The organism is Ruminococcus sp. 8Y-12 (assembly GCF_058119865.1).
Map to the genome: position 1 here is coordinate 952,200 of NZ_CM176623.1, position 20,034 is coordinate 972,233.

12 protein-coding genes and 1 tRNA gene are annotated in these 20,034 nt (G+C 44.8%); 1 reads left to right on the plus strand and 12 read right to left on the minus strand.

Annotated features, from left to right (window positions below; genetic code table 11):
* Positions 1-149: 149 nt before the first annotated feature.
* The 12 genes from AC0THY_RS03380 to AC0THY_RS03435 form a co-directional block, all read right to left on the minus strand.
* Positions 150-2,780: an ABC transporter permease gene (locus tag AC0THY_RS03380; protein WP_489993063.1), complete on the minus strand. Its 2,631-nt coding sequence runs from the start codon at positions 2,778-2,780 to the stop codon at positions 150-152.
* 15 nt (positions 2,781-2,795) lie between these two features.
* Entirely contained in the window at positions 2,796-3,461 is a 666-nt protein-coding gene (locus AC0THY_RS03385) for an ABC transporter ATP-binding protein (RefSeq protein WP_489993064.1), read from the minus strand.
* Positions 3,462-3,580: 119 nt separating this feature from the next.
* Positions 3,581-4,612 (minus strand): sensor histidine kinase, encoded by a 1,032-nt coding sequence (locus AC0THY_RS03390; protein WP_489993065.1) that lies wholly within the window; start codon positions 4,610-4,612, stop codon positions 3,581-3,583.
* On the minus strand, positions 4,609-5,292 hold the full coding sequence (locus AC0THY_RS03395) for a response regulator transcription factor (RefSeq protein ID WP_489993066.1): 684 nt from the start codon (positions 5,290-5,292) through the stop codon (positions 4,609-4,611). The genes AC0THY_RS03390 and AC0THY_RS03395 overlap by 4 nt, the downstream gene beginning before the upstream one ends.
* 139 nt (positions 5,293-5,431) lie before the next feature.
* Positions 5,432-5,505 (minus strand) — tRNA-Arg (locus tag AC0THY_RS03400).
* Between the two features lie 196 nt (positions 5,506-5,701).
* Entirely contained in the window at positions 5,702-6,592 is an 891-nt protein-coding gene (locus AC0THY_RS03405; protein ID WP_489993067.1) for a DUF3881 family protein, read from the minus strand.
* A gap of 29 nt (positions 6,593-6,621) precedes the next feature.
* Entirely contained in the window at positions 6,622-7,899 is a 1,278-nt protein-coding gene (gene serS / locus AC0THY_RS03410) for a serine--tRNA ligase (RefSeq protein ID WP_489993068.1), read from the minus strand.
* Between the two features lie 258 nt (positions 7,900-8,157).
* On the minus strand, positions 8,158-15,387 hold the full coding sequence (locus AC0THY_RS03415) for an Ig-like domain-containing protein (protein ID WP_489993069.1): 7,230 nt from the start codon (positions 15,385-15,387) through the stop codon (positions 8,158-8,160).
* A gap of 626 nt (positions 15,388-16,013) precedes the next feature.
* Positions 16,014-16,526, minus strand: coding sequence for a DUF4446 family protein (locus AC0THY_RS03420; protein WP_489993070.1), 513 nt, complete (start codon positions 16,524-16,526; stop codon positions 16,014-16,016).
* Between the two features lie 26 nt (positions 16,527-16,552).
* A complete protein-coding gene (locus tag AC0THY_RS03425; protein ID WP_489993071.1) occupies positions 16,553-17,437 on the minus strand; it encodes a ParB/RepB/Spo0J family partition protein in 885 nt (294 codons plus the stop codon).
* Positions 17,431-18,204 (minus strand): ParA family protein, encoded by a 774-nt coding sequence (locus tag AC0THY_RS03430; RefSeq protein WP_489993072.1) that lies wholly within the window; start codon positions 18,202-18,204, stop codon positions 17,431-17,433. Before AC0THY_RS03430 ends, AC0THY_RS03425 begins: the two co-directional genes overlap by 7 nt.
* Positions 18,205-18,400: 196 nt before the next feature.
* Complete coding sequence (locus tag AC0THY_RS03435) at positions 18,401-18,739, minus strand: hypothetical protein (RefSeq protein ID WP_489993073.1); 339 nt, start codon at positions 18,737-18,739, stop codon at positions 18,401-18,403.
* Positions 18,740-18,923: 184 nt separating this feature from the next.
* On the opposite strand from AC0THY_RS03435, the gene AC0THY_RS03440 reads away from it, so the two are divergent.
* Positions 18,924-19,868: an alpha/beta fold hydrolase gene (locus AC0THY_RS03440; protein ID WP_489993074.1), complete on the plus strand. Its 945-nt coding sequence runs from the start codon at positions 18,924-18,926 to the stop codon at positions 19,866-19,868.
* The last annotated feature ends 166 nt before the right edge of the window (positions 19,869-20,034 follow it).

Genomic DNA, 20,034 nt, shown 5'->3' on the forward strand with positions numbered 1-20,034 from the left:
AACCAATTTTTTATTATTTTTTTAAAGCAAAAAAATAATTAATTAATCTTCGTTATGTTTTGATTGAGATTACATACGAAACTTATAACTTATTCAAATGTAAATTTAATAAAAACAGTGATTAAATATCTGAAATCGGAACCCCCCTCTTATTCTATTATCCGCAAGCGTTCCACAACTGTTCCTCTGTTAAAGAAACGCAGAACGATTACCGGGATACTAGCAGCTAATAGCAGATAAACCAATGCGACAATCAACGCCGGAGCCAAAGTGAAATGCAGAGTGAAAAACCAAAGCGACGGCGAGTTCAAAACGCTTTTTAAGACAGTCAATCCTATAATAGCTGCAAAAATGCCGCCGATCAGGTCCGCACCAGCCGCATAATAAAGTCCCTCGCAGATCATCATGCGGCGCAGCTGGCGGTTTGTCATGCCAATACTCTGCATGGTAGCAAATTCATGGCGGCGGGTGATAATGTTTGTAATCATCATATTTGTAAAGTTGATTAAACCGGCAAACGCCATAATAGCCCCAATCATTCCACCAACAATCAGAACCATGCTTCCAATAGAATTAAGCTGCTGCTTTAATAATGCTGTGGAAGTATAGGTGACAGAAGAGTTACTGCTTGTAAAATTGTTTAAGAAATCTTCAAGCTGCTGGCTGTGACTGTCTGCAACATTAAATCCATAGCTGAACAGTGTGGGGTTATCATAAAGCTGCTGAAACATTGCATCCGTCATATAGAGAAATGGAGCGTCCCCGCCTATGCGGCCGGCAGCAAGTGTACCCGCACTGGTTTCATATTCTGTTGGCACCAAATTTGCAATTGCAAGAACCGTATAGGTTTTGAACAATTTCCCATTCTTATAAAACGTAATATGGTCACCAACCTGAAACTGTTCTTCCCAGAGTTCCAAACCGGGTTCGCCAGTCAGACGGTTTATAACATACCCGAGAATAATATATTCCCCTGTGTCCATCTGTTGTTTGAGAGTGTCTTTATTTTTTTCACCGTCATAAATCGTAACATCATCCCAAAACGCACTTGATGCTCCAAACACATTTCCATAATATTGATCTTCTTTGTCTGGTGCAATAGCCAGTCTTACACCATTTTCAAGCCCTACAAATTTTCGTCCATTTTCTTCATCTGTTCCTGTAACCGTCATATCATCAAAACCATAGTCTACCGTGACTGTCGTATCATCCAGTGTGTTTCGATACAGGTATCTTCCATTTTCCACCCCGGATTGCTGATTGATTCGTTCCGGCACTGATACAGGCAGCCCATCCGTATGGTATTGAAATGGGTTCGTGATATTGAGGCTTTTGGAGCTGTAAACCGTATAGTCTGTTTTGGTTGCACGGCTGATAAACTTATTTTCATCCATACTCTGTGCAATAACAAGAACAGAATTGAACAATACAATACACAAAAGCATGGAAACCATAATAAAAACAGTACGGCGTTTGCTTCGACCCAAATTAGCAAGAGCCATGTGCGGCAGCTTTGCCCCATGTGTCCTGCTTATCGTTTTCTTTTGGAAACTTTCTTCCCCTGTATATCGAATTGCCTCTAACGGAGATACCCTTGCCGCCTTTTTTGCGGGCTTCCGTATACTGATCAGTACAGTCAGGATGGTAAACAGGGCGGCTATGACAAAAATCAATGGAGATACCGATACCTCAGTTGCTTTCAAGGCAGTATAGCTGAAAAATTCCATTATGGAGGGGAGAAGCATCCAGCTCACTACAAAGCCAGCAGCCAAACCAATGGGCAGCCCAATCACGGTCAACCAGACAGCCTGACGGTTTACCAGCTTTTTAATTTGCCGGGTGGAACATCCAATGGTTCGCAGTAGCCCATACTGTTGGACATCCTGCGTGACAGAAATATCAAAAATGTTATAAATCAGCAAATATCCGCAGACCATAAACAAAAGCGCAAAGCCCACAACAGCAATCACCATGCCCGGCTGTACCCTTTGTATGGTTACTTCATTCTCTGCACAGAGAATATAATTGCCTGCGTCCATATCCTCGGTGTTTCCGCCGACAGAACGGGCAAATTTCTGTAATTGTCCCTGCGCATCCTTTTTGTCTTTTAATACAACATCGGACAGATAAGTGCCCGCAAATTCCCCATCCTCTGCATAGGTGTTGAGAAACAAATTGGGATTTTGCTCTACATATCTTTCGGATACAATCATCTGGCTGACAGTATTATCGGGCGCTTCCCACCAGCCGGAAAGAACCATATCAAAATGATAAGTCTGTCCCCGCAATTCAAACTCTATGGGAACCTGTTCCCCAATCTCTGCTTTCACCCCCAAGGCCTCCAGCGCAAGATCACTGGCTGAAACCTCATTTGCCGCTTGTGGAGCATCCCCGTGTGTTGGAGAGCAGAATGTTAATTCCTGCTGTATATCATCGGCATATTCAATTTCGATAATATGTGCGGCTGTATTTGTTGCATATCCGATAACCCGCCTGCATCCGGCCTGTTCGATAAAATCGCTGTAAACCAGCTCTTCATACTGTTCTTCATTCATATAGCGAATATCACCATCCGCCTTACTCCCTTTTAGCATCTGCTGGGAGAGATGGATGGACGACGCCATGCTAAACGCCAGGGAGGTGATGGAAGTAAATAGAAATGCCGTTAAAAGAATTGCCAGAATTGCAGCAATGTTCCGTACTCTGTTTTTCTTAAAATACCGCTTTGAAAGGCGTTTGATTACTGCCGCGTTATTGTTGCCAAATAAAATGTCATTCATATTTCCGCCTCCCCCTCACTGTATGATTTTTCCATCCTCAATACGAACAATCCGGTCTGCAAGCTGGGCGATCTCATTATTATGGGTAATCATTACAAGTGTTTGATGGAATTTCTGGCTGGTAAATTTCAGCAGGCCGAGAACATCTCTACTGGTGCGGCTGTCCAGGTTGCCCGTTGGTTCATCGGCCAGTACAATAGCAGGTTTAGAGACGAGAGCGCGGGCAATAGCGACACGCTGTTGCTGACCGCCGGAAAGATTGTTTGGCATATTGTTCAGCTTATCTTCTAAAGCCAGCATCTGCACAACCTCCTGCATAAATTTCTTATCCACTCTATCGCCGTCCAGTTCTACCGGCAGGACGATATTTTCGCAGACATTGAGAACGGGCACAAGATTGTAATTTTGAAAGATAAATCCGATCTTCCGTCTGCGGAAAATAGTAAGCTGTTGGTCTTTCATTGTGAACAAGTCTTTGCCATCCACAATAACCTTGCCGGAAGTGGGAACATCCAAGCCCCCGATCATGTTCAGAAGCGTGGATTTGCCGCTGCCAGATGTACCAACGATGGCAATAAATTCACCCTCCCCAACAGTAAGCGAAACCCCGTCCAGAGCCCGGGTAATGTTTGGCTCTGCGCCGTAGTATTTTTTCAGATCAATCGTTTCCAAAATGTTCATAGGAACACCATCCTTTCTTTGTGATGGCATCATTGTAACGACCAATCCTCACAGAAATGTCACGGTCATACCCAAACTCATCCCCAAAATACCTCAAAATGTCACAATTACGTGACATTTCAAGAGTGGGGCAGAAACACCGAAAAGGTGGAACCCACCCCCACATCTGAGGTGACAAGGATAAATCCTCCTTGCCGGGTAACGATCTCACGGGCCAGATATAATCCGATTCCTATGCCGGGAGCATCATGCACACTGCTCTCACGGTAGAACCGCTTAAAGATTGTCCCTTGATGCTGTTCGGGAATACCTATGCCAGTGTCAGAAATATCAATTTTTGCGTACATCTTCCAACACGCAGCAGCAACATGAATTTCCCCTCCCTCTGGCGTGTACTTTACCGCATTGTCCAAAATGTTGAATAGAGCTTCTGCTGTCCATTTCGGATCATGGACAGCAGACACCGTTTTTTGGCAATCCACTGCGACCTCAATCCTTTTCTTTTCTGCGCTCAACAGAATACCCCCCAGTGCCGCAGCGAGAGTATCATAGATGGGCTGCGGCTTTGGTTCCAAGGAAATCACCCCGGTCTCCAGCCGGGATGTTTTTATCATGGCCTGCATGAGAAAGTCCAGCTTATCTAACTGGCCGCCCATAGCCACAAGAAATTCTCTCTGCTTTTCTGGTGGTACGGTTTGTTCCAGCAAAGTTGCATCGAGCATTTTCAGGTTTGCAATCGGAGTTTTGACCTGATGGGAGATATCGGAAATCAATTCCTGCAAGCCTGCCCGTTCTTTTGCAATGCTGCTTTTGCTTTCCTGCAGCACTTCATAAAGCCGTGAAAGCCGATGCTGGATTTTATAAAATAGGCTTTCCTCCTCTGTGTATTGCAGTGGCCCTTGATCAGACGACATCATATCGTCGAGCAGTTTACACAAGGCATCTGAAAACAAGGTGAGCTTCCGCCGAACAAAAGCCAGAAAAATTGCCATGCACCCAATGACACCAACAGCATAGAGCAATCCGCAGTACAGAGCCAGTTTGTTTTGTGTCAGGAAGTACAGCATCAATGACATGAACACTGACAGCAGCGTAAGAACAGTACAGACTGCGATACACGCCCTATTGACCGAAAGCTTTTCCGTTCTCATTTTCCCCCGCCTCCAATCCACATATAACCCATTCCATAAACCGTTTTGATATAGGATTTGTCCGGCTTTTCTATTTTGCCGCGTATTCTGCTGATTGCTGAGGTCAAGGCATGTTCATCCACAAAATTACCATCAATATCCCACAGTTTTTCCAATAGTACCTGCCGTGTCAGGACGATCTGCGGATTTTTCGTCAGCACTTTCAAAAGCCGATATTCCATTGAGGTAAACAATACAGCCTCTCCATTGAGTGTTGCGGCCATTTCTGCAAAATTCACGATCAGATTGCCGTCATTGTAGCAGTCACCGCCATCCTGTTTTTTGATTCGGTCCAGCAGCACAGACACTTTTTTCTGGAATACGCTCATAGGAAATGGCTTTGTTACATAATCGTCCGCCCCAAGCTCATAGCCCCGGAGCATATCGCTTTCCATATCATTTGCCGTCAGGAAAATTACTGCGGTGTCTGGGTGCCGTTCTTTCATATCCCGGCAAAAATCAAAGCCGTTTCCATCCGGCAGGTTGATGTCAAGAACAATCAAGTCATATTCCTGTTTTCCGCAAAGGCATTTTGCAACGCCCTTTGTTAAAGCAGCATCAACTTCATAGCCAACAGCAGACAGATTGTAGCAAAGTGTTGTATTCAATAGTTGGTCATCCTCGACCACTAAAATTTTCATTTAACCACATCCTTTTCTTTATAGAGTATCATCAAAATGTCACAGAAACCTCGCTATAGAACAATTTTTTGAACTGCTGCAAAAAAGACGCAAAAAGCCGCAAGCCTTTTTTTATCCAGGCTTGCGGCATGGTAATCAGCGTTCCCGAGGTGATTCGAACACCCGGCCTACCGCTTAGGAGGCGGTCGCTCTATCCAGCTGAGCTACGGAAACATTTATCTAAATAAAAACGGTATTATTCAGACCAATATATATTCTATCACACATCAAGTGATTTCTGCAAGTATTTTCTTTCATCCTTGCAGAAGCTCTGGTGCCATGCACCTCGCTGTACGGCACCAAACCCAATGAAGTGCTGGGTCAAAAGCATCTGCCCATTGCCAAAGGCTATTTATGATGGGTTGTTCTCTTATTTCTCCGGAAAATTGATGTACCCCTGCAGCCAGATCACGCCCTTAAAACGGCGTCCCTCAACAGGCTCTCCCACCAGATCCTTCTCATTGATACAGATATCAAAGATGATCTCATTGCACTCGATATTCATCTGGTATATCTTCTCCCCTGTAAGGCTGTTTGCTACCTTCTCCACGTTTTTAATCTCCCCCAAAACGTGGTACTGGTCACACTCCATACCATAGGGCATAAAAAAGGATTCTACAATCGTAAACACATCCTCCTGTTGAATCCTTCTGGATATCATGGTGTAGGTATCGATATCCTCCAGAGTCAGACTCTCAATAGCCTCCTCGTTTCCCTTGCGGGCCTCCGCCAGCAGCCGGTTCCTGGTTTTGGCTGCCTCCTGATCTGAGAGTATCTGCTCCTCACTTTTACATAGGGGAAGAAGTACCTTTCCCTGCAGGGAGAGGCCGGAGAACGTTGTTGTGATATTCTTGCTCAGCAGATGATTTAAAATACTCTCTTTTTTGTACCTGGCGGCATTCTGCAGATAAAAGATCATGGAAACACCCACTCTCATATCCTCGCACACTCCTGCAAAGGATTCTTTTCCGCCATGCTTTTCCACAATCAGGTCTTCCTTCGTGGTTACCCCTGTACCCCTGAAATACGGAAAGTAGTATTCCTGGTGATATCCCTCCTCATCCATAGTGCCGCACACGGTGATCCCCATATCCGGCCCAAATGATTTGGAGTACTCTATAAATGCGCTGTTGACTTCCTCTTTTGCAACACACTTCTCATTGTAATCCTGAAATACCTCCTGCAGGATCTTCTCAATCTCCCGCCCGGTTTTCAGTTTACTGAATCCAATTGCCCTCAGATAACTGTGCACTGTATCCACCCCTTCTTTCTTTTCCCCTCCGGCGGCTGCTATTTGATAACCGTCTTGCCTCCCATATAGGGCTGCAGCACCGCGGGGATATTTACACTTCCATCCTCATTTAAATTGTTCTCCAGGAATGCAATTAACATTCTGGGAGGAGCAACAACCGTATTATTTAATGTATGCGCGAAATACTTGCCATCTTTCCCATTTACACGAATTTTTAACCGGCGGGCCTGGGCATCTCCCAGATTTGAACAGCTCCCCACCTCAAAGTACTTCTTCTGTCTGGGTGACCACGCCTCCACATCCACGGATTTCACCTTCAAATCAGCCAAATCTCCGGAGCAGCACTCCAGTGTACGCACGGGAATATCCAGAGAGCAAAAGAGGTCTACGGTATTCTGCCAAAGCTTGTCATACCACATCATGCTATCCTCCGGTCTGCATACCACAATCATCTCCTGCTTCTCAAACTGGTGTATTCTGTATACCCCTCTCTCCTCAATTCCATGGGCCCCCTTCTCTTTCCGGAAGCAGGGAGAGTAGCTTGTCAGTGTCTTGGGGAGTGTCTCCTCCGGCAGTATAGTATCAATAAATTTTCCAATCATAGAGTGTTCGCTGGTCCCGATGAGATAGAGATCCTCACCCTCAATCTTATACATCATGGATTCCATCTCAGCAAAACTCATAACACCCGTCACCACGTCACTTCTGATCATAAATGGGGGTACACAGTAAGTAAATCCTCTGTCAATCATAAAATCTCTCGCATAGGAGATCACCGCTGAGTGAAGCCTTGCCATATCTCCCATGAGATAATAAAACCCGTTTCCGGCCACCTTTCTGGCGCTGTCCAGGTCAATCCCGTCAAATTTCTCCATAATCTCTGTGTGATACGGGATTTCGAAATCCGGAACCTTAGGCTCCCCGTATCTCTGAATCTCCACATTCTCACTGTCATCTTTGCCAATGGGCACAGAGGGGTCAATGATATTTGGAATCACCATCATATTCTTTTTAAGGCTTTCCTCCACCTCTTTTTCTCTCTCGGAGAGCTCCTCAATCCTGTCTGCTTTTGCAGCCACCTGAGCCTTCACCTGTTCCGCTTCTTCTCTCTTGCCCTGCCCCATCAGAGCGCCAATCTGCTTAGATATCTTATTCCTCTCCGCGCGCAGAGATTCCACTTCCTGCTTAATCTTACGGTTCTCCTCATCTAATTTTAACACTTCATCCACAAGAGGCAGCTTGTGGTCCTGAAACTTATTTCGAATATTCTGTTTAACGATTTCCGGATTTTCTCTGACAAATTTAATATCTAACATGGCTGTTCCCTTTCCTGTTCTTTCTTCATAGTTTTTCCGGTATCTTCCAGCATATACAGCGCTGCCTTTGATTTCTTTTGCACCGGTTTTTCGCTGAATTATAGTAAAACTCTGTTGGAATTTTGCATTCCAGAATCATAATAACCTATTTTGTACTTTTAGTAAAGAAAAATGTAAGTAGGTCATCATGATCCACAAGAATCATGATGACCCACGTTTGGACTATCTATGTTCCAACAGCCCTACCTCTCATTTTCTCTATTTCGTGATCTTTGCGTTTGTCCTTCCTTTAAACTTCTTCTTGTAGACATTCAGCTTGGCTTTCGGTACCTTGATCTTTGCATTCTTATGGATTCCCTTGAATGCAGCAGTTCCGACTGTTTTGAGCTTCTTGCTCTTGATAACCACGCTTTTTAGCACCTTGTCACTATAGAAGGCACGTTTTCCAACGGTCTTAAGGCCAGTTCCAATGGTTACTTTTTTCAGCTTCTTACAGCTTCTGAATGCATCGGATTGGATCGCAGTCACGTTGTTTCCAATTTTGACAGTGGTCAGCTTGGAGGCTCCTTTGAAGGCTGCTTTCTCTACACAGGTTACCTTGAAGGTAAATTTCTGGTAGCGGACCGTACTTGGTATGGAAACACTCTTCAGTTTCTTGTTCTTTGAAGTCTTTGCCACCCAAACAGTGCCTGTCTTAGATGAAGATGACACAGACTTAATCTTGTAGGTCAGGGCGCCTGACTTGAAAGCAGTTCCCTTCTTGGGCACAATTTGTGTAGGAGGCGTTGGGGTCGGAGGTGTTGGAGTGGGAGGCGTAGGCTTCGGATTGTCCGGTTTTGGATCATCTGGTTTCGGGTTATCCGGATTTGCCAGTTTGTCATAAGCCTCCTCGGCTGCTGTCAGCATAGCCAGGACCTCTGCAGGTATCTCCCCTTTCAGTTCATCCTTCAATGCATCATATGCCTTTCTTGCTGCCTCGATCTTCTCTTTCTTTTCCAGGGTTACTGTTCCGATTCCCTTAATCTTGTCAATTACATCCTGTATAGCCCTCAGGTCATCTGAATCTACAAACAGTGTAGCTATCGCTACTCCCTTCATATGGGTATCGGTTTCGGATGTCACCAGCTTTATGCGGATCGTTCCCGCCTTGGAGACCGTCAGGGTCTTCTTGTCTGATGCGTTCACCCGGCCTTTGCCGGTTCCGCCGCTTACCACACTGTAAATGTGGGTCTTTCCTGCATGTTCATCAATATTAAACAGTCCCAGAGTACTTAAATCAACAGGAGTATCGTCTAATTCCACAGTCTTTTCGTTCACAGTGATCGTTACCGGATCTTTATAAACCGCATACAGGGTCAAATCAGCTGCTTCCATCACAACCTCATCTCCTGTGCGGTAACCTGTTCCGCTTCCGTCCGCCTTGGTGTTCCATCCAGCGAATTGTTTTCCATTTGGCCCTTCAATACCCTGGCCGCCGGCTGCTTTAAAGCTCTCTCCCGCATTCACAGTTCCCTGAATCGGAGCAGTTCCGGTTCCTCCGTTCAAGTCATAGGTCACCATGTAATCCGGTTCTTTTTCCACCTCTACCAGCAGTCTCGGCGCCTTGGATGCATTGGAGCCGGTTGCTCCCTCCTTGGACATAATCCTAAAGTCACATGCGTTGGAGTTTGCGGTAATTGCAAATGCAATCTCTGTTTCTTCCCCGGATAAGCTCTCATAAAGCTTGCTAACGTCAAGCTCAACAGCCAGTCCGGCATCTTTTGTAGCCTGGAACTGGGCGGACTCCGCAATGACGTCCGGATTGATCAGCTCTGGATATTTGTTACTCCAGGTCACCTTGTTTTCTGACCAGTCGGAAGCTGCCCGTACTGCCAGGATCTTAATATCCTTTGTGGTTGGCTGGTTCTCATTGCCGTTATAGTACAGAGCCAGTTTCACGGATTTTATATTCTCGTCCTTCAGATCCTTCACATTAAATTTCACCAGAGAGGTCTTGATATCCGTGCCATCTGAGGTACTTGTGTTCTTAAATTTTTCACCAAACTGCCCGTAGCTCTTCGTGTCGTTGTTCTGGCGTATCAACAGATTAGAATCTAACCCATAATTTGTCTCTTTCTCAGTTTGCCAGGTCTTCATTGTAGTGTCCCCGTTGGTCCGGATGTATAAATACGGATCTTTGGTCCAGATGGCGTACAGCACCGTATCCTCCTCTACCTGAAGCTTATCCAGTTCCACAGGCTCTTTGCCCGCCCTGTCTGTCGTCCATCCGCCAAAGAGGTAACCCTCTCTCACTGGCTGGGCGCTGGGAGCCGTCACTTTGCTTCCCTGTGAGATAAAGTTGGTAATGGCCTGGGTACTTCCGTTAATACTGCCTCCATAGGGATGGAAGGTCACATTGACACCTCTGTTTACGGTTACCTGATAGGTCTTCTGAACCTGCCCGTTGGATACCGTATAGGTCACTGGTTTTGTGAAATCCTGCGGTCCCTCCGGCTTCACAGAAGCCCCTGTGCTTGCCAGGATTTCAGGAGTGATGTTCTTTACATCCATGGAACTTGGTACTGTTATATTTACCGTCTTTGCACTCTGGTCAATCACACCTGCGTGCTCTCCCAATTTGAAGAGCGCCAGATCAACCAGTTCTCCCTCGCCGCCCTCTAAGTCAATGCCTGTCATATTAAACTGCCAGGTATTTCCTGCCGGGTATGTCACACGCAGGAAATTTGTCCCCTTCGGGAAGGAATCCGCGCTGTTTGAGGTATAATCTCTCTGCGCCCATACGGATTCTGTTCCGGTTCCGGGCAGCACATTCCCCTTTGTAAAGTCAGTAAAACTTGTCCAATCTGTACCATTGGAGGAAATCTCAAACGTAAAGCTGTTGCTGTTTGAAGTATTTGTTGTATTTGCCACATTGCGAATCTGGAAATAGTGCAGATCCGGCGTTGCAAATACGATCTGTTTTCCGCTTCCTGCGTTGCTTGGATAAATACCATATGAAAAACCATAGTTATGGACGTTCTCCACAAGCATGTCGGAGGAAGCTGAGTAAATCATCTTGGGAGCCAGTCCCAATGAGTTGAGGTTCACCTTTTCACTAAGACCAACAGGATAATCAAAAGTATCCTTCACGCTCCACTTTCCGATCTCGGAGTAGAGACTGTCTGTCTTCACAGCCTCGCCGTAATCCGTGATATACTTAAAGGCCACTACGCAGTTGTCCGCTCCCTCCAGTTGGCCATAAATCCGCTGGACACTTCCGGATGTAAACATGGAGCTTGTCAACGGAGACAGCCAGTTAACGGTAAAATCAACCGGATCTGCGATGCCCGGAACTGTTGCCTGTACAGTTGATGGCAGGGAAGGAACTTCTCCCTTTTTGTTGGTACAGATGGAGTTTGTCATAATCTTATCCACCACAACGTGAGCGGAAAGGAATTTAGCATCCACCCAGTCTGCCAGATCGACTTCAGGGTCCCCGGACTCAGACTTGGTTACCAAGCTGATTTTGGAAGCGCCCGTCACATCCACATCCACAAGCATAGCCTCGTTGGCTCTGGTCATTGTGCCGCTGGTAAATACCGGTTTTGTGTCATTGTCCAGATAAACTTCAAAGGAAACTGCACCCGGCGCCGTCACACCGCCGTTTAACAGACTCAGATTCACATAAGAGCGGAACCGTTCGTAACCTTTTCCCGCAATGTCGATCTCAATCTTAGCAGGTGCTTTGGTCTCAAAACCTTTTGCATATACTTCACCAGGTCCACCCTGCATACCTCTGGCCTGCAGTGACTCCCCGTTTACCATCTGGTCTGTGAATACGCGGTCAGGTTTATCTGTGGTCATTTCCAGATCACTTGCGTACACGGCAATGCTCACATTGATCCAGGCTGTAGCTGTCACGTCGGAGCTTAAGACCGTTCCGGTAATCTTCTTAACACCTGCTGATTTCACATCATCAGAAGATATCTTCCACTTCACACCCAGCATCTCTTCTGTTCCATCGGTAAACTTCACCGGAATGGTAGTGGGCATCTCAGGAATCTTCCCGATCTCTGTACTCAGGGTAATATCTTCAATGGACAGCATTTCCTTTACCGTTACCTCTGCCGTCACATTCAGGTTCTCTCCCACGCTTCCGACCGCATCAAAGATGCCCTCCTCCGCATACTTGGAAGCCTGCACAGACTCCCAGGTCACCTGTGCGGACCCAACAGTTCCGTCTGTGTAATGAACTGTAACAAACTTAGGCAGAGCAGGTGCAACGCCTGCAATGGTGGTCACCTCTGCCGTCTCGATAGACTCAATATCCTTTACATAGATCTTGGCCTCAACCTTGCTGGTGATGCCGCTGGCTGTTCCGTAGGCAGAGTAAGTGCCTGGCTTTTTCAGGTTCACCTGGCTCATATCCCAGGCTTTTACTTCAAACTGCTCAATCAAGCCGTTGTCATAGATCACACCCACGCTGTCCGGCAATTCCGGAGTAATACCTACGCCGGTAGTTACCTCAGGAGCATCATAGGACTGAACATTGGTTCCATCGCCGATCTCTTCTTTTGATCCAACTTCCAACAGGTTGGAGCCAAGTTTCCCTCCATCTGCCTCTGCAGTGGCGGTCACTGTAATGTCTTCTGCACTGCCTTTTGTGGCTTTAATGATGGCCAAAGCCTTGCCGTTAAATGCCTTCCGGTTATTGCTGGTATTGCTGTTGTTGTTATTGTTAGTGCCTCTGAACGGCTCCCTGTCTCTTGGATCTCCATTGTCCAGGGCAACAATCTCGCCGCCTTCCACATGGAAGGTAATCCGGTTGTCTGCAGTGGGAACTTCAATCCCTGCACTGTCCACAACAGAGGCTTCCACGTACAGCAGATCGCTTCCGTCATTTTTGATAAAGGAGCGGTCTCCAGTGAGGACTACAGACTGAGCGTCTCCTGCTGTGTAGACCACATCAGTGGCGATCACATTTCCATCTTTGTCCTTTGCGACGGCTTTCAGTTCACCCGGCTGGTAATCATGCATTCCAAAATCCAGATAAACAGGTTTTGCCGTATCTCTATCATACTCCATCTCTCCGATGGACTTATCGTTGATAAACACTTCCACGCTGGCCCCATTGGTGTAGACCATGATCGGAACCGATGTTCCCATATCCCAGTTCCACTTCTGAGGCAGAAGGTGTACTGTAGGGATGTCTGTCCAGGCGGAGCGGTACATATAGAAGGCATCTTTCTCAAAGCCCGCTGTATCAATGATACCAAAGTAAGAGCTTCTGGAGGGGCTGCTGTGAGGCGTGGGCTCTCCCAGATAGTCGTGTCCTGTCCATACCATCTCTCCGAACAGGAACGGCATCATATCTGCCCTGTGTTCCCGGATGGATACGCTGGCGGCTACAAAGTTTTTGTTAAAGGGCCACTCTGAAGCATATCCACTGTAGTGCGCCTCACGGAATCCCTCTTCTCCGCCCTTATAGTGATCAATATTGTAAACACCTCTGGTATAGAAGGAAGAGGAGGTCTCCGTACCTGCCACACACATATTCGGATATCGGTTTTTATGAGCCGTGTACTGATTGTTGGCTCTGGAGTAATTATGACCTCCAATGTCTGCCAGGGCCATATTATCAATAAATCCATTCTTCCTGGTCACTTTGTTGCTTCCCGTGTCCCAGGTAGGAGGAGCGGAAGCAATGGGTCTCCCGTAGCGGGCACCGCCGCCTCTCACATTGTAATCCGTCTTGTAACCGTTGCTCTCATTTGGCAGAGCATTGTAATTCTCTTCCGCAGTGGGACGGATGGTTCTCTTATTTTCCTTGTCTATTACATTTGTGTATGGAATATTATCCAGAGAATCAATCTCTTTGACAGCTGCGGACAGAAGCCACTGGGTATCCATTCCATGTCCCTCTGCTGCATCATAGATCTCGTTTCCGGTACTCCACAGGAAGATGGACGGGGAGTTCTTGTCCCTGTCTACCATTGCCTGGATATCACGTACACAGTTGGGAACCAGATCCGGATTTATCCATCTGATGTAAGAATCTGTTCCACCGCTGGAGGAATACTCAAACACAACGGTCTCTCCGTCGGCTGCTTTATTAAAATAATTGTGGTAATCGTCACTGTTTTTCGCAAGCAGCCACTGGTCAAATCCCTCTTCAAAGATCAGCATACCCAGGCGATCAGCCGCTTCGATGTATTCCGCTGAAACCGGATTGTGGGAACAGCGCACCACATTCACACCCATATCCTTCAGTTTCCGTATTCTCCGGTCTATGGCCGCCTGATAGGTCTCCATACCGAGAGCTCCCAGATCGCGATGCTCGCAGACACCGTTGATCTTTGTGTATTTTCCGTTAATAAAGAGTCCGCCCTGCGTATTGTTCTCACTGTAGGGAGCCTCAAAAGAACCTGGATTCAGATACAGATAACGGATACCAAAACGGGTATCCAGGGTGTCTACCACCTCTCCATTCTGGACAATCTCGGTCTTCACCCAGTACAGATTGGGGTCGTCCACATTCCAGAGATCCGGGTTCTGTATGTCAATCAACTGATCAATCTTCTTCGTCTCCCCTGCAGGGATCTGAATGTTCTCATCGCTGGCCTTTGCCACCTCCGGGTTGGTCTTGCTGTAAATTACAGAATGCACGGAAACCTCTGTGGAATTTTCAGAGCTGTTTTCAATACTTGTCCTCACATTTACGGTAGACTTCTTCTTTAGAGCTTCCATATCCGGCTCTGTATGAAAATCAGGCTGGATATATTCTCCATCCTCCTCCACGACAGTGGCCACATGGACACCGTTCACAGGGATATGTACCTTATCCGTGGCAATCAGATAGACGCTGCCGTAGATTCCTGCTCCGGGATACCAGCGTGCGCTGTCCCTACTGGAATATGCCTTTACTGCAATGACATTCTCCTGCCCGTCAAAGCGGAGATAATCCGTAATGTCATACTCGAAGGTCACGTACCCCAGATATTGCTTACCTAAATTTTCCCCGTTGATCCATACTTCACTGACCATCTGAACCGCGTCAAACTGAAGCACAACGTTTTTCCCCTTCATATCATCTGAGAGGGTGAAGGACTTCCGGTACCAGCCAGTGCCTCCGGGCAGGGAGCCCTGAGCCGCTCTTGCATCACTATCCGTAAATCCTTGATAAATACTCCAGTCATGAGGAAGAGTAACGGTATTCCATTCGCCCTTCTCCGTGTAGTCCAACTGACTGGCCGTTTTGTCCAGGGAGTTATCAATCTCCCGTCTGGTAGTCAAAAGGTTGAACCTCCAGTTGTCATTGATCTTTATCTTTCGTTCCGCGGCGGATATCGACTCTGTCTGTGCGTCTCTCGATACCTGCTCTTCCACTTCCAACAATTCGTCAGAAGCAGCCAGCACACTTCCCATCTGTCCGTAGGGCAGCATGCCAAGTACCATAGCTAAGGCAAGTGCCCATGCTATGGTTCGTTTTAGAATCTTTCCTTTACCCATGTCTACTCTCCCTTGCATAATAAGTTTACAGACATAAATTAATCTGCAGACTTATCTTTTTAGTGGTATAGATTGATGTTAGAGTCAGAAGGTATTTTGACCCCTGATGCCTGCGGATTTCTCCGCACATTGTGACCCTGGCATCATACACTATCACATCTATACAGTTAATTGGTTACTTTATATCAGAGCTCCCCTATACTTAAGGATTCACAGGAAATCTCAGACAGGGGGGCTGCTGTTCACACTACTATGAACACCCCGAAAGCGGTTGTGCGGGTTTATTATATAAAAATAATGATTCATAAAATTTCACAGTTTTACATAAGAAAATATAGTAACACTATAATGGCATATTATACCTATTATTATTAATGACAGTATATACGATGTGTATTTAAGAAAACATAGAATATTTTATTCTTTTCATTGAAAATTTTATGCTAATATTAGTCATTTATAACAATTTAAAAACCCTGCTCTCAGCATATGTGCTGAAATGGCAGGGCTTCTGTAATCCTCTTCAGTATATTTTGTGTAACAGGCATATATCAAAGAATATTCTGATCTTAAATACTCAAATAAATTGTCTCCTTAACGTTAACATCTGCTAAACAAAATACCACTTATATCTCATTGTGCATATTCACAGCCTGTCTCAGAGCCTCTTTCTCCTCCTCACCTAACACGATGTAGGATTCCCCCTTTACAATCTCCTTGATGTAGGTATAACATCCCTCACGGCTGTGGATCGCGTTGAGCACAAATCCATTGTTCTCTTTATCCAACATTGCCAGGGCAAAGCTCAATTTACCGCCCATCTCCTTGAATGCATCGTACTTTACAATTGCAGTCTTGTTCAGAGAAATATTTTGAATTTCTTTGATCCGGCGGATTTCTTCCATGTGATTTTTGTTGGATTCACTTAATTTATCCAGCTCATTGAATCGGCGGATAAACGATTTTTCCAGAGATATACCATCCTGTCCTCTCATAAATGTCTTGTATTTATTCAGGAACCGGGTCATCTTCATGGACACCTTGACCATATACAGTATCATCAGTATCATGACCAGCAGTACAACTATAAGAATAATTCCCGGATCAATTCCAATCATATCTAATATTGAACTATTCATCTTCTATCCCTTTCATTTTTTTGACTTCATTGTATCGTCTCAAACAAATCAATAAGCCTTTCCAGCTCCTCATTTGAATAATACTCTATCTCTATTTTCCCGCGATGATTGTTTTTATGGTTTACATAAACTTTTGTTCCTAAAATAGACTTTATTTTCTCTTCAATATCTTTATAGATAAAACTATCGTCCCTCTTCTCCTTTTTCTCCTCCGGCTTTGCTTCCCTCTGAAGGCTCTTCACCAGCCGCTCAACTTCACGTACACTCAGTTTTTCATCAAAGATTCTGTTTGCCAGAGCAAACTGCATCTGTGCATCCTCAACAGACAGAAGAGCTCTGGCGTGACCACTGGAGATCATGTCATCAATCACCATCTGCTGCACTCTCTTATCCAGCTTTAACAGACGCATAGAGTTTGTCACAGCCGTACGGCTCTTGGAAACTCTCTCCGCTACCTCATCCTGTTTGAGATGAAATTCCTCCAAAAGTCTTTTAAAAGCCTGGGCTTCCTCAATTGGATTCAGATTCTCCCTCTGTATATTCTCGATCAGAGATATCTCCACTACCTCCTGGTCAGAATAGCTTTTTATAATCACAGGCACTTCCTTGATACCGGCCAGCTTTGCCGCCCGCCATCTACGCTCCCCGGCAATAATCTCATAATAATCCTCTCTCTTCTGAACAATCAGAGGCTGTATTACACCAAACTGCTTGATAGACTCCGCCAGCTCTAAAAGTGCATCCTCGTCAAAATTTTTCCGGGGCTGATCCCTGTTGGGTTCAATCTCCGTTATTTTCAACATCACTTCTTCCTTTTTAATAACCTTTTCCACAACCACTTCTTTTTTTGTGCTATGTGCAGGAATCAATGAATCCAATCCTTTTCCTAAACCACTTTTTTTTGCTACCATTCTTCTTCTCCTCTATGTATCACTTCTTCCGCCAACAGACGGTAGCTCTCAGCTCCAGTTGATCTTGAATCATACGCATTGATCGGCATCCCATAGCTTGGAGCTTCAGCCAGGCGAATATTGCGCGGAATAATTGTCTTATATATATTTTGATCAAGATTTCCTTTTACATTTTCTACTACCTGAAGTGAAAGATTTGTGCGGGCGTCATACATGGTAAACACAACTCCCTCTATCTCCAGATCTGGATTTAATCTGTCCTTCACCAAATCAATGGTGTGTATCAACTGTGTCAGTCCTTCCAAAGCATAGTACTCACACTGGATGGGAACTAGAACCGTATCTGCAGCGCACATGGAATTGATCGTCAGCATATTCAGTGAAGGGGGACAATCGATCAATACAAAGTCATACTGTTTCTTAATTATCTCCAATGCTTCTTTTAACAAATATTCCTTGTTTTCCACTCCGATCAGTTCAATCTCCGCAGCAGCCAGATTTATATTGGAAGGCAGTACTGTCAGATTCTCATAAACATTTTCAATCAGACATTCCTCTATCGTACATTCTCCCAAAAGAAGTTCATACACTGTATTCTCCTGCTCCTCTTTTTCCACACCAACACCGCTTGTAGTGTTTCCCTGTGGGTCCATATCAACAATTAGTACTTTTTGATTTAATTCTGCAAGGGAAGCTGACAAATTAATCGCCGTAGTTGTCTTACCGACTCCGCCCTTCTGATTTGCAATTACAATCGTTCTCCCCATTGAAATTACCTTCCTTCCGTGGAGTATCTTTGTTGCTTTTATAAAAGTATATTCTGAATAAGATTATAGCATTGTTTGTTTCTTTTATCCACATAAAAAGCTTTCCAATAAACACTTTATGTTTCACGTGAAACATTTCTTCCTCTAGAAAATGAAATTCTTATCTATATTGGAATAATGTTTCACGTGAAACATTTTATTTGTTTGCCAGTTTTTCCAACTCTTCCAATTCATCTGCCATAGTTTGAAACCTTTGCTCTTCTATCTCTAACTGTTCGATCTCCAACCTAAGCTTGCCATTTAAAGAAATTAATTGATTTAATTTCTCATACATCTCATTTATCTTACCTTTTATTGAGTACTCCCCAGTTCTAGGGGAGAAAATTTCGAAATCAAGATCTTCCTCCTCCTGCATTTTGCGAATACTTTCCTTTATATATCTTTCCTGCTCCTGATTTCTATTCCATTCTTTGTTCTTTGTCTCCAGTGTATTTCGAGCTGTTTTCAGCTTTCCCTGTATGTACTCTTTAACCATATTTTTTCCTTCTTACCCTGTTTCTTTTCGTAAATGATTTTCTCACTTCTATCATATCCTACTCCATCTAATAATGCAAATTATAATTCTATAAATTGGACTTTATCTGTTGTATCTCGCTGCATTTTGGACTATAATAAAGGATATACGACACAATTTCATTTATGATGGAAGGAGTACGACTATGAAACATAAAATTAAAACAACTGTCATACTAACCACCCTGGCAGTTGGATGCCTTCATATTATTAACCGCTGCATTACTGCAGCCGCGGTATTAAAAAATCTGTTGGTAAAAGATAGTGGAAAACGTTTTGAGTGGCGATTTGGAAATATTTACTACACAAAAAGCGGAACCGGAACTCCACTGCTGCTCCTACATGACTTATCGCCCTATGCCTCCTCTTACGAGTGGAATGAATTGGTGCGCAAGTTATCTAAGGATCACACGGTCTATGCCATAGACCTTTTAGGCTGCGGACGTTCAGACAAACCCAACATTACCTACACAAATTTTCTGTATGTGCAGATGCTGAACGACTTTATCAAAAACGTTATTGGACAAAAGACAGATGTGGCTGTCACGGGACTGACCTCATCCTTTATAGTGATGGCCTGCCACGTGGAACCAGAACTTTACAACAAAATCATGATGATCAACCCCGAGAGTCTTACAAAGCTCAGTGCTATACCGGGAAAGCGCGCAAAAGTCACCAAGTTTCTGATGGATTTTCCTATCATTGGAACTGCCGTATACAATATGATTGTAAGCAAAAACAATTTGGAGTATCTGTTTACGGAGGATTATCTCTACAATCCTTTTAAACTACAGCAAAAGTATCTGGATACATACTACGAATCCGCACACCTTGGAGAATGTGGTGGAAAATATCTGCTCTCCAGTATCAACGGGTTTTATGTGAATGCCAATATATCTCACGCTCTCAGGGAACTTAACCACAGTATTTTCCTTGTGTGTGGAAAAAAGTGTGAGAATATAGAAGCCACTGTGGAAAGTTATCTGGAACGTAATCCGGCAATTGAGGCTGAGTATATAGACAAGGCCAAGTATCTTCCACAAATTGAGACACCAGAGGAATTGTACAGCAAAATGAAGATTTTCTTTTAAACATTACATAACTGTTCAGTATCTTCACAGTTATATACGAAAATCCCATCCCCTTCTGTGATGGGATTTTTGCACTTCTGAACCACTTTCATACGGTAGCGCAATAAATGCGGAGGACTTTTTATATCATAGGGAATTCCGAAGGACTTTTCTATCATACTAAAAA

Excerpts from the sequence above, each read along its gene's own strand:
- AC0THY_RS03380 (WP_489993063.1), bottom strand. The coding sequence starts at position 2,780 with ATGAATGACATTTTATTTGGCAACAATAACGCGGCAGTAATCAAACGC.
- AC0THY_RS03385 (WP_489993064.1), bottom strand. The coding sequence starts at position 3,461 with ATGAACATTTTGGAAACGATTGATCTGAAAAAATACTACGGCGCAGAG.
- AC0THY_RS03390 (WP_489993065.1), bottom strand. The coding sequence starts at position 4,612 with ATGAGAACGGAAAAGCTTTCGGTCAATAGGGCGTGTATCGCAGTCTGT.
- AC0THY_RS03395 (WP_489993066.1), bottom strand. The coding sequence starts at position 5,292 with ATGAAAATTTTAGTGGTCGAGGATGACCAACTATTGAATACAACACTT.
- serS (WP_489993068.1), bottom strand. The coding sequence starts at position 7,899 with ATGTTAGATATTAAATTTGTCAGAGAAAATCCGGAAATCGTTAAACAG.
- AC0THY_RS03415 (WP_489993069.1), bottom strand. The coding sequence starts at position 15,387 with ATGGGTAAAGGAAAGATTCTAAAACGAACCATAGCATGGGCACTTGCC.
- AC0THY_RS03420 (WP_489993070.1), bottom strand. The coding sequence starts at position 16,526 with ATGAATAGTTCAATATTAGATATGATTGGAATTGATCCGGGAATTATT.
- AC0THY_RS03425 (WP_489993071.1), bottom strand. The coding sequence starts at position 17,437 with ATGGTAGCAAAAAAAAGTGGTTTAGGAAAAGGATTGGATTCATTGATT.
- AC0THY_RS03430 (WP_489993072.1), bottom strand. The coding sequence starts at position 18,204 with ATGGGGAGAACGATTGTAATTGCAAATCAGAAGGGCGGAGTCGGTAAG.
- AC0THY_RS03435 (WP_489993073.1), bottom strand. The coding sequence starts at position 18,739 with ATGGTTAAAGAGTACATACAGGGAAAGCTGAAAACAGCTCGAAATACA.
- AC0THY_RS03440 (WP_489993074.1), top strand. The coding sequence starts at position 18,924 with ATGAAACATAAAATTAAAACAACTGTCATACTAACCACCCTGGCAGTT.